General features: G+C 45.0%; 8 protein-coding genes. 3 read left to right on the top strand and 5 right to left on the bottom strand.

Annotation, left to right across the window (positions count from 1 at the left end; genetic code table 11):
• Nucleotides 1-1,196, top strand: a 1,196-nt coding sequence (locus LYNGBM3L_RS13580) for a calcium-binding protein (RefSeq protein WP_008184017.1), incomplete at its 5' end; no start/stop codon positions are given.
• Between the two features lies 1 nt (nt 1,197).
• Here the strand turns inward: LYNGBM3L_RS13580 and LYNGBM3L_RS13575 are convergent.
• From LYNGBM3L_RS13575 to LYNGBM3L_RS13560, 4 genes are all read right to left on the bottom strand, one after another.
• Complete coding sequence (locus LYNGBM3L_RS13575; RefSeq protein ID WP_008184015.1) at nt 1,198-1,602, bottom strand: hypothetical protein; 405 nt, start codon at nt 1,600-1,602, stop codon at nt 1,198-1,200.
• Nucleotides 1,603-1,628: 26 nt separating this feature from the next.
• Nucleotides 1,629-2,630, bottom strand: coding sequence for a protein translocase subunit SecF (gene secF / locus LYNGBM3L_RS13570; RefSeq protein WP_008184013.1), 1,002 nt, complete (start codon nt 2,628-2,630; stop codon nt 1,629-1,631).
• Between the two features lie 369 nt (nt 2,631-2,999).
• Complete coding sequence (gene secD / locus LYNGBM3L_RS13565; protein ID WP_008184012.1) at nt 3,000-4,394, bottom strand: protein translocase subunit SecD; 1,395 nt, start codon at nt 4,392-4,394, stop codon at nt 3,000-3,002.
• 231 nt (nt 4,395-4,625) lie between these two features.
• Nucleotides 4,626-5,609 carry an alpha-ketoacid dehydrogenase subunit beta gene (locus tag LYNGBM3L_RS13560; protein WP_008184010.1) on the bottom strand — a complete coding sequence of 328 codons (984 nt, stop codon included), beginning with the start codon at nt 5,607-5,609 and terminating at the stop codon, nt 4,626-4,628.
• A gap of 468 nt (nt 5,610-6,077) precedes the next feature.
• On the opposite strand from LYNGBM3L_RS13560, the gene dnaK reads away from it, so the two are divergent.
• On the top strand, nt 6,078-8,093 hold the full coding sequence (dnaK, locus tag LYNGBM3L_RS13555; RefSeq protein ID WP_044493122.1) for a molecular chaperone DnaK: 2,016 nt from the start codon (nt 6,078-6,080) through the stop codon (nt 8,091-8,093).
• 210 nt (nt 8,094-8,303) lie between these two features.
• Complete coding sequence (locus LYNGBM3L_RS13550) at nt 8,304-9,350, top strand: DnaJ C-terminal domain-containing protein (RefSeq protein ID WP_008184006.1); 1,047 nt, start codon at nt 8,304-8,306, stop codon at nt 9,348-9,350.
• A gap of 766 nt (nt 9,351-10,116) precedes the next feature.
• Here LYNGBM3L_RS13550 and LYNGBM3L_RS45695 read toward each other — a convergent pair.
• On the bottom strand, nt 10,117-10,317 hold the full coding sequence (locus LYNGBM3L_RS45695) for a hypothetical protein (RefSeq protein ID WP_044493118.1): 201 nt from the start codon (nt 10,315-10,317) through the stop codon (nt 10,117-10,119).
• Nucleotides 10,318-11,460 lie beyond the last annotated feature (1,143 nt).

The following is an 11,460-nucleotide window of genomic DNA, read 5'->3' as shown; positions in this document are numbered from 1 at the left end:
CAGATACCACTACTGATACTGATTCAGATACCACTACTGATACTGATCCAGATACCACTACTGATACTGATCCAGATACCACTACTGATACTGATCCAGATACCACACCTGATCCCGATCCAGATACCACACCTGATCCCGATCCAGATACCACTACTGATCCAGCTCCCGAGCCAATTATTGCTGCTGCCCCAGCTATTCCAGCTGCCCCAGATCCAGATACAGACGGCATTGATGCTACTGTCACATTTACCGGTAATCAGCTTGCACTGTTCCCAGATAACAAATTGACTCTGAGTGATGCTAATAACACCACTCTGGTTGGCGCAACAGTAAAAATTGCCAATCTGCTCAATCCCACAGAGGAACTGCTGACTGTTGACAACACTGATACCCTGATTGCGGTTAACTTCGATGCCAACAATGGTATCCTTTCCTTAAGTGGGGTAGATACCATCCAAAATTACCAGCAAGTCCTCAACACCCTAGAGTATGAAAACACATCTGGTGTGACTGATGCCTCTGGTCGCATTATCCAGTTTGTGGTTGATGATGGTTTAGCTTTCAACAACGTAAGTGAGGTAGCTACTCTGATTACCATCCAAGATAATGACTCGACGGTGATTGGTACTTTCCAGAATGATACCTTGCTTGGGGGTAATGGCAACGATACCCTAGAGGGTAACTCAGGTAATGACTTACTCGACGGTGGAGCTGGTAATGATAGCCTGGTTGGAGGAGATAACTCAGACACCTTGCTCGGTGGTGACGGTAATGACGTCCTTGATGGTGGGACTAATGGAGACTTCCTAGATGGTGGAGCTGGTAATGATAACTTGTCTGGGGGAGAAAACTCAGACACCTTGATCGGTGCTGAGGGTAATGACTCCCTGTTTGGTGGCAACGGTGATGATATCTTAGAAGGCGGATTAGGCAATGATATCTTATCTGGCGCAGGGGGCATTGACACCTATGTCTTGAACCCTGGTGAGGGAACAGATACTGTGTTTAGTTTTGAAGATGGAATCGATATGTTCAAGTTAGGTGGAGATCTGACCTTTGATCAGCTGGCAATTGCTGATATGGGCGCGACTACTATTACTGCCAATGGCGAAGTCTTAGCACAGGTGTTCGGGGTCTCCGCGAGTCAGCTCACAGCGGCAGATTTTATTGTTGAGGAGGATATAGTCGTTTAATTCAAGAGCCGCACACCCACTTCCAGAGTGGGTGTGTGGGGCCTTGCTGACAAATCCGCTGTACTTGTTGCTCCAGACGTTTCTGTTCTAAGGGTGGTAATCCAAATAAAATATTGCGACTTTGCCAAACTAAGACGGCTAAAGTTGTGCCAATACAGATAGCCAGACCTAGGGCAGGCAGATGGTTGTAGATAATACTATACCGGAGTGCTGCCCAGGTAAAATGCGATCGCATCAGGGAAATTTCATACTGCCAAGCCCACAGGCTTAATGGAGCAACAGTTATCCAGAGGATGCCTACGAAAACCCACCTACCATAAACAGTTATTTGATGTAATCGTTTTACCCTGGCCTCAAAGATGGGGTCAAGGGTAATTTTTCTTCTTGGGCTATCTGGCTGCTCCATAATTAGAAGACTATTGAAATTGATAACTAAACTTCATCAGAAAATTCTGCTTCAATCACTGAAGTCCCCTCCTTTTCTGGATTAACTGCAACCTCGACTACAGACTGAGCTTTACCAGTGCGCTCTCTCCACCAAGCTAAGAGGGTACTGGCAATAAAAATACTGGAGTAAGACCCTGCTGTAAAACCAATAATTAGTGCTAAGGCAAAGAATTTTAGGGTTTCTCCCCCGAACAGCAAGATTGCTAACAGGGGTAGCAAGGTAGTTAAGGTGGTATTGATGGAGCGGGTTAAGGTTTGATTAACAGCATCCTCTACAATTTGATTGATATGTTGACCTGGCTTGAGTTTAATTACTTCTCGCACCCGGTCGTAAATCACCACAGTATCATTAACAGAAAAACCAATAATTGTCAATAGGGCAACCACAAATAAGGTATCGACTTCTACCCCTAGCACTAAACCTAGGATAGAGAAAAGACCAATAGCGATTAAGACATCGTGGAACAGGGCAACGAAAGCGAATAGGCCATAGTCAAACTCGAATCGGAAGGTAAGGTAGACAAAGATGCCCACAAAGGCCATAAACAAAGCGATTAAGCCAGAAATAAACAGTTGCCTGCCCAAGGTGGGACCAACGGTGTCAATCTGAGTAGATTTGGGATCGAAAACACCAAGACGCTCGGTTAAAGCAGTTTGCAACTGGGTGCGTTGTTCAACATCTAATGTTTTAGTCCGAATTGTCAGGGCTTGTTTTTCTTCCCCTAGTATTTGGATACTGCTATTGCCAAGACCTTGTGCTGTCATGACGTCTCGCACCAAGGCCAAATCGATGGGTTGGTCACAGTTTCCGGGTTGAGTACAGTCTCTCTCTAGCTGTAGGCGGGTACCACCAACGAAATCCAGACCTAACCGTAAAGGGGCTCCTAGTTGGAGAAAAGAAATCACCATGGCAATGATACCGACCGTAATCAGGGCGGTTGAGATGCTCCACCAAAGCGATCGCGTTTTAATTACATTAAGTTTCATATTGACTTTTCTATTACTAAATCCTTATTTAGCAAAGGGAGTAGGGAACAGGGAGTAGGGAACAGGGAATAGGGAATAGGGAATAGGGAACAGGAATTAGGGAACAAAGTTATCACAATTACTACACGGATTGCTATAAAGTATGAATTATGAATTATGAATTATGAAATGTTTTTTTTGGTGGAACCGGATCCTGGTCAACTAAACACTATATCCACAACTATATTCACAACTTTATCCACAACTAGGATGAAGGATTAAATAGATTTTTTAGTTGAACTCGATCCTGGTCAACTAAACGCTTTATCCATAACTAGGAATTACACTTCCTACTTCCTAGTTCCTACTTCCTAGTTCCTAATTTATAAACTATTGGGTTGGTAAATTCGGGCAGAATAGTTCTGGTTTCTGACGTACCCCTGGAAGTCCTAAAACTGTTACGAGCATCAGGGTTCGACTACAGGTCACGGCGGTAAACATACTGATTCCTACCCCAATGCCTAGGGTTACGGCAAAGCCTTTCACTAGACCTGAACCTAGCCAAAACAGTACTGCACAGGCGATTAATGTGGTCACAGTTGCATCTAAAATACTAGAAAATGCTCGGTAAAACCCTGACTCTACTGAGCGATACAAGGTCTTACCAGCACGTAATTCTTCCCGTGTCCGCTCAAAAATCAGCACATTGGCATCAACTGCCATACCGATACTAAGGATAAAACCAGCAATTCCGGGTAGGGTTAAGGTAACACCTAAGAAGGCAAATGCTGCGATGGTGAGTAAAGCGTAGATACTCAGAGCAATATTAGCAATGATGCCAGGCAGTCGGTAATATAGCACCATAAAGATTAATACTAAAATAAGACCAACTACAGCAGCATAGATACTACGTTGAATACTATCTCGTCCTAAGGTTGCCCCTACGGTGCGATTCTCCACGATTTCCACTGGCAAAGGTAAGGAACCTCCCCGCAGCTGGGCAGCAAATTCATAGGCACTTTCGGCATCAAAGTTACCGGTAATCACTGCTGCACCACCACTGATGCCATTTTCAGCATATCGCGCTGCTACACTCGGAGCACTAATTAGTAAATTGTCGAGGAAAATACCAATGCTGCGTCCTGTACCGGCAATGTTCTTGGTCAGCTCAGCAAACTTTTGAGCTCCCTCACTATCGAATCGGATAGCCACTTCCCAAGCACCACCAGTTTGAAGAGGTTGGGGACGAGCATCTTGGAGGTTTTTGCCAGTCAGACCACTACTTTCAAATAGTTCAAGGATGGCTTGGTTACTACGATTGATAGCAGCTTGATTTTCTGCGATCGCATCTCCATCACCATTGTTGCGCAATACCTCTTGGTTCAATTGTAGTTGTTGTAGCACTTGCTGTTCAACCTGCAGCTGTGCTTCTGTACCAATCTTTTGATTGAGAAAATCCAGCTGTGCTGTTCCCCCTAGTACCCGTTCCGCTTGTTGCGGGTCATTGACGCCAGGTAGCTGTACCAAAAGCTGGTCTTTGCCAACGGTTTGCACTACCGACTCAGAAACCCCTAGGGCATTGACTCGGCCTTCTATAACGGTTTTAACTGCGGCTAATTGCTCAGCCGTAATTTCCGTAATCTCTTCGGTAGTGTTAATCTGAATTGTGAGTTGAGCCCCTCCCTGCAAGTCCAGTCCTAACCGGATTGGAATTTGCACCAGTACTATGATTGCTGTAATTACAAGTACTAGGATTAAGGCTAATAGTGAACGCTGTTTTTGCATGACTACGACCCGCCGCAACAAATGCTATCATAATCTGTTTTGGCGAGCCTAGTAACTGAGAAAATATAAAGTCTAAAGTCTAAAGTCTGAACTCTGAACTCTCAAGGCTGGAGGCTTAAGTATTCCATCGATTGGTTACTTAGCAATCGGCATCTTTTTCACCTCCAGCATCTAATAATCAGTAACGCCCCCTGCATGGCTTTTGCCAAGCTTTATTTGCCAAGCTTTAAGTTAAATCCGCAAAGCCACCATCTTTTTCACACCCTCGACAATCTGATGGGGTTGGACAATGGTTAGATTTTCGAGAGTCCCGTTGTAGGGAGTGGGAATATCTTGGGATGAAAGCCGAAGCACTGGTGCATCGAGTTCATCAAACCAGCGCTCGTTAATCGATGCTGTTAATTCTGCCCCAATACCACCGGTTTTCATGCACTCTTCTACAATAATGACTCGGTGGGTTTTGGCGATTGAAGCACCAATGGTCTTAAAGTCTAGAGGCTTTAGGGAAATCAGGTCAATCACTTCAGGATCATAGCCCTCTTTTTCCAGCTGCTTAGCCGCTTGGATGGCGTGGTGACGCATCCGGGAGTAGGTAAGAATGGTAACATCTTTACCAGGGCGTACAACTTCAGCTTTATCAAGGGGTACCAAGTACTCCTGTTCTGGCAGATTTTCTTTGAGATTGTAGAGCAGGACGTGTTCAAAGAACAATACTGGGTTATCATCTCGAATGGCAGATTTAAGCAACCCTTTTCCATTGTAGGGGGTGGAGCAAGCAACGATTTTGAGACCGGGAACTGCCTGAAAGTAGGCTTCTAGACGCTGGGAGTGTTCAGCCCCTAACTGACGTCCGACACCACCAGGGCCTCTAACCACCATCGGGATTTTAAAATTACCACCAGAGGTATAGCGTAACATCCCGGCATTGTTGGAAATTTGGTTGAATGCCAGGAGTAAAAACCCCATATTCATGCCTTCGACAATTGGTCGTAAACCTGTCATTGCTGCACCAACAGCTAGACCAGTAAAGCTATTTTCGGCAATGGGGGTATCCAGAAGCCGCAAGTCACCGTATTTTTTACACAAATCTTTGGTAACTTTGTAGGAACCACCGTAGTGACCGACATCTTCACCGATTACAAATACTGTCTCATCCCGTGCCATTTCTTCGTCTATGGCTTCACGCAGAGCATTAAAGAATAGTGTTTCTGCCATTAATAATTCAATATAGGGGGCTACTGTGATCCTAGCATTGCCAGAGCCCTCGAATGATGATGTACAGGGAAGTTTCCCACAGGTAAGTCGGGCAGATTGATAGGTGCGCTCTTACCATTAAGAATTAAATTCACGCTTTGGCGCGCCCATGCTGTGGAAGCGCTAATCAATAGTCTTGAATGTACTACTTCACCCGATCCTCGAGTTTGCTAATATATTCTCTATTATGATAGGATGCTTACTTTGAAATTCCGCTAAATTGGGGAAGAAGTCAAGGGATAGAATAGATTCAGCACTTCGGGGCATCCCTTACCATAACTGCAACCGTCAGAGGTCTAGGGTGACTACGCTTCGGAAAACCGAACCACTGGCTATATACAATTTTAATCAAAATATCATCTATATATATAGTAGTTGAAATTCATTGAACGAGTTGACAGCATTCATCTTGAGGAGAATAAAGGACGCATGGGCAAGGTAGTCGGCATTGACCTGGGTACAACAAACTCCGTGGTGGCTGTCATCGAAGGCGGTAAGCCGGTGGTAATTGCTAATGCGGAAGGTATGCGCACAACTCCCTCAATGGTTGGCTTTAGTAAGGATGGGGAAAGGGTTGTAGGACAATTAGCACGCCGCCAAGCTGTGCTTAATCCCCAAAATACCTTCTATGGGGTGAAGCGGTATATTGGACGTAAGTATGCTGAACTGAATCCAGAGTCAAAGCGGGTTGCCTATACCATTCGCCGGGATGAAAGTGGTAATGTGAGAATTAAGTGCCCCCGGTTGAAAAAAGACTTCGCCCCAGAGGAAATTTCTGCAATGATTCTGCGGAAGTTGGCGGATGAGGCCAGCCGCTACCTGGGAGAGGAGGTAACAGGAACAGTAATAACAGTCCCGGCTTACTTTAATGATTCTCAACGGCAAGCCACACGAGATGCTGGACGAATTGCTGGGTTAGAGGTTCTGCGGATTCTTAATGAACCAACAGCAGCGTCTTTGGCTTATGGCTTGGATCTTGAGGCCAGCCAAACTATCCTGGTATTTGATTTGGGCGGGGGTACCTTTGATGTCTCGATCCTAGAGGTGGGGGATGGGGTGTGTGAAGTGCTATCAACCAGTGGTGATACTCAACTGGGGGGCAATGATTTTGATCGAAAAATTGTTGACTGGTTGGCAGAGCAATTTTTGAAATCAGAGGGAATTGATCTGCGACGCGATCGCCAAGCCCTACAACGGCTGACTGAAGCTGCAGAAAAAGCTAAGATCGAGCTGTCTGGGGTGGGTGTAACTGAGATTAATTTGCCCTTTATTACAGCTACAGAAGATGGTCCAAAACACCTAGAAACTAGGCTGAAGCGCTCTCAGTTTGAAGAGCTATGTGTGGATCTAGTTAGTCGTTTGCGCAGACCCCTAAAACGAGCTTTCAAAGATGCTGGCTTAACTCCTATGGACATTGATGAAGTGATCTTGGTAGGAGGGGGAACCCGCACCCCGATGGTACAACAATTGGTGCGCAGCTTAATCGATCGGGAACCAAATCAGAATGTTAATCCTGATGAGGTAGTGGCAGTAGGAGCTGCAATTCAAGGAGGAATTCTTAACAGTGAAGTCAAAGATATCCTATTGCTGGATGTAACTCCGTTGTCCTTGGGTTTGGAAACTATTGGTGGGGTGATGAAAAAGTTAATCCCCCGCAACACGACTATCCCAGTCCGGCGGTCTGATATTTTTTCCACCTCCCAAAATAATCAGACTTTGGTGGAAATTCATGTCCTGCAAGGGGAACGGGATATGGCAACAGATAATAAGTCTTTGGGTCGGTTTAAGTTGACTGGTATTCCCCCAGCACCACGGGGAGTGCCCCAAATTCAGGTGGCTTTCGATATTGATGCTAATGGAATTTTGCAGGTATTGGCACTGGATAAAACTACTGGTCGAGAACAAAGCATTACCATTCAAGGGGCTTCTACCCTGAGTGAAGCGGAAGTCAACAAAATGATTCGTGAGGCAGAAGAATACGCTGAGGTTGACCGGGAACGAAGGGAACGAGTAGAAAAGCGCAATCGGGCAGAAAGTTTGGCTAATGAAGCGGAACGGCAACTGAGGGAGGTAGCCCTAGATTTTGGGAGACAGTTTGCTAGTGGTTATCGGCGTCAGATTGAAGGCTTAATTCAGGAGATGCGTCAATCCGTTGCCCAAAATGATGACCGGGCTATTGATCGCACTCAAGGTGATCTACAAGATGCCCTCTATGAGCTCAAGCGAGAGGTACGGCTGCAATATGAGGAAGAAGAGGATGATGACTTGTTTGGCTCAATTCGTCGCACCTTCACCGGAGATAGTGACACAGACCGATATTCTCAACGGGATTACCGCCGGGACTCCTATGACTCCTATGGGGCTAGTTCATCGAGGTCCAGTCGCGATCGCGATCGCAGAAACCCCCTTGAAAATGATTGGGATGAGGATGATAATTGGTTCTAAATTAGTCAGTAGTTAGTTGTCAGTTGTCAGTAGCCACAACTAATTAGCGGTTAGTCTTTAGGTAAAAGTTTTCTCGCTCTTCCCTTTAAAAAATACTGACAATTAACGATTAATCACGAATAGATCAAAAAACGAATAGATCAAAAAAGCCTTAATACGGGGGTTTACCCGATGAGGGAGTGCATCGAGACACTTCATTATTGACTAATTATGCAAAACTATCGAGATTACTATGAAATGTTGGGTGTACCCACAGAGGCATCCAGCGAGGAAATTAAAAAGGCTTATCGGCGGTTAGCTCGACAGTATCACCCCGACCTGAATCCTGGAGATAAGACAGCAGAAGACAAGTTCAAGGATATTGGTGAGGCATATGAAGTTCTCTCTGACCCGAATAGGCGATCGCAGTACGACCAATTCAGCCGATATTGGCAGAAGAAGAAGTTTGGTAGAAAAGCGGCTAAAGCTGCTACTTTGATTAAAAATGTAGGCTGGAACGGCAATGGTCGTGGTTCATACCAACCAGAGGATTATGGCAATTACCGGGACTTCAACACCTTCATTGATCAACTACTCGGGCGTCGCTCTACTAGAAAGGCAACATCAACCCCACCTCCAGGGACTCGGGTAAGTTCTGAGAGTGCGTTTCGACCAGGGAAAACTAAAACAGCCTACACTGTTAGTTCTCGTCTGAGACCTCAACCCAAATCCCCCCCTCAGCCTCAACCTTATCCCAAACCTCAACCTCAAGATATTGACGCTCGATTAACCCTACCTTTGGAAAAAGCCTATAAAGGGGGTCGAGAGCGAATTCGCCTAGAAGATGGACGGGCTTTAGAAATTGAGCTACCTGCTGGGATGGTAACCGGTGCCCTGGTGCGGCTCCAAGGTCAAGGTATTGATGGTGGATGTTTAAATTTAAAAATTACTGTGTCACCTCATCCTTTCTTTAAATTAGAGGAATTGGATGTGATTTGTGTAGTACCAGTAAGCCCTGCTGAAGCAGTATTAGGTGACTTAATAGAAGTTCCCACCTTGGATGGTATAGTGCAAATTAATGTTCCTAGTGGCGTCAGGTCAGGACAAAAATTGCGCTTGGCAAATAAGGGTTATCCCAATCAGGATGGGTTACGAGGGGATCAGGTAGTAGAAATTCAGATTGTTGTGCCAACCGAAGCCACTCAGGAGGTCAGAGAACTATACGAAAAACTAAGGGAGATTGATAATTTTAATCCTCGCCAAGATTTACTGGTCTAGGAAAAAGGCTTACATCCAAGCATCCACAAACGCGCAAGTCCCAAGTCACAAGTCAGAAGTCAAAAGTAAGCATTGACTAGGTTTCGGAGTTTAGAAATGTCAAACATCTTAATGGGTAGTGCTATATAAGGGAAGCAGCCCTGTAACCTCGGAGAGGATAAGGCAGTTTGTGGCGATAAAAACGAAGTAATTATTGAATGAGTTCTGAGACAAAAGACATTGAATCCAACCAATTTTTACCATGCAAGCCAATATAAAAACTGCTATGTCGTCGGTAAAATATTGAATGATAACTGGGACGATTAACATAGGATGCTAACCATTTTTGCTGAATATATTGTCCATTAAAATTAGCTAAAGTGTAGGACAAACAAATTAATAAAATCAGAGAAATTAATCGCTGTTTGCTGACTCTAGTAGCCTCCAAATTATAGCAGTTCTCAGGACGAGTGAGCGACATTGCTTATCCCTTTAAGGCAAAAGGCATGCATGCATGCTAGCAATAGTAAAGAGGGTTTTAAGCGATGCAGAGGTGCGACCCGTGGCGAATTTAATTACGGGTCAAACGCACCATTACGGTCTTGGGGAGGCAGAGGTGCGACCCGTGGCGAATTTAATTCGACGACTGTAAACGCACCATTACGGTCTTGGGGGTTTCCCCCACTCGCTATTGCCGTGGTTCCCCCCACTCGCTATTGCATCAAGACAGGGAATCAGTGTCAAAGGATAGTGTACCTCATAACTGCGAGAAACGGGAGCATGTCACTTATGCAGCAACATTAGTACGCTGATCTGGGGAATGGGGAATCGGGAATGGGGAATCGGGAATCGGGAATCGGGAATCGGGAATGGGTAATAGGTAATGGGTAATAGGTAATAGGGGAAGCATGTCACTTAAGCCTAATATTTTTACCATTACTATAGCCCCCTGATGGGTAATTGCTTGCTGATCTGGTAAATAGTTCATCTGTTCTGCAACTAAGACCGGATTTTTGTTGTTTTGTCAAGTAGTTCATTTGTTAGGCTTATTTGACCTGCTCCCCGAGAAACGCTATATAACCGCCACTCTTGAAATCACGGAACATTGTCTTGATCCCAAGGGCGAGTGCTTTCCCCCACTCGCCCTTGGGATCAAGACAACGAAAGTATTATCAACGAGGTCTAAGAGCTAGGTCGCTTATATATAGCAATTATCATAGCTATGAGGTACACAATTTCGGAATTTTAGGGAACAGGAACCCACCCCTAACCCCTCCCAGGAGGGGAATAGGGAATAGTTAATAGGGATGCGCTGCATCAAGACAGGAAATCAAATTCAAAGAAGACTGTACCTCATTACTGCGAGAAACGCTATAGTCTGCGTTTTAGCTTATTTCGTCACCCCCTCAGTAAAAATAATATAAGCAATGCGATCGCTTAATTTTATTAAAATCTAGCGCTAGAGTAAACATTTATAACTGGTAAGTTAATTCTAATAAATGCGATCGCTTAATTTTGACAAAATATAGCGCTATGGTAAAGATGGATAACTCAGAAGCTAATGATTAGCAATGCGATCGCTTAATTTTGATAAAGTATAGCGCGAGATTAAAATCAGATTAGTGCTCAAATCATCCTTAAGAGCAAGGAGACTCTCGTTATACCCGCAGGGTTAGCGAGAGAGGAATTGCGTCTTTAACGATAAACGTGCTAGAATGAAAGTGGTCAATGACCCACCCGAGACGATGGAAACAGATGCGCCTATACGAGCGAAGTCCAGTAACCTGGCGGCGCAGCAAAATTGGTAGACTTTGAAGTTACCGTAAGGATAGTGGAGTCTTTATGGTTGGCAGGTTATGCAGAGAAGGGTAAAAATTTATTAATTAAGACTCCACTATCCTAAGGTTTCGTCTCTAGGGAAAAGATGACAGGGCAATGGAAGGCCAACCCTTGAATCAAAAGTGTATCAAGACTTTTCTTGAAACTCGACACATGAGAACCGCAGGGCTTGCGGGGATAGTCTGGGTCGCGAGCGTAAGACCAGAAAACCCCTTGAGGGTGGAGGCGGTTGCTATGAAGCACCAAACCAAATCGTGAGGTTTAGGAATCCCAGCTCCTTTGGAGCCGCTAC

Source organism: Moorena producens 3L (genome assembly GCF_000211815.1).
GTDB classification, from domain to species: Bacteria; Cyanobacteriota; Cyanobacteriia; order Cyanobacteriales; family Coleofasciculaceae; genus Moorena; species Moorena producens.
The sequence above is the reverse complement of the archived record's forward strand: the minus strand, read 5'-3'. Positions and strand labels throughout refer to the sequence as shown.

Excerpts from the sequence above, each read along its gene's own strand:
- LYNGBM3L_RS13560 (WP_008184010.1), bottom strand. The coding sequence starts at position 5,609 with ATGGCAGAAACACTATTCTTTAATGCTCTGCGTGAAGCCATAGACGAA.
- LYNGBM3L_RS13550 (WP_008184006.1), top strand. The coding sequence starts at position 8,304 with ATGCAAAACTATCGAGATTACTATGAAATGTTGGGTGTACCCACAGAG.
- secD (WP_008184012.1), bottom strand. The coding sequence starts at position 4,394 with ATGCAAAAACAGCGTTCACTATTAGCCTTAATCCTAGTACTTGTAATT.
- LYNGBM3L_RS45695 (WP_044493118.1), bottom strand. The coding sequence starts at position 10,317 with ATGAACTATTTACCAGATCAGCAAGCAATTACCCATCAGGGGGCTATA.
- LYNGBM3L_RS13575 (WP_008184015.1), bottom strand. The coding sequence starts at position 1,602 with ATGGAGCAGCCAGATAGCCCAAGAAGAAAAATTACCCTTGACCCCATC.
- dnaK (WP_044493122.1), top strand. The coding sequence starts at position 6,078 with ATGGGCAAGGTAGTCGGCATTGACCTGGGTACAACAAACTCCGTGGTG.
- secF (WP_008184013.1), bottom strand. The coding sequence starts at position 2,630 with ATGAAACTTAATGTAATTAAAACGCGATCGCTTTGGTGGAGCATCTCA.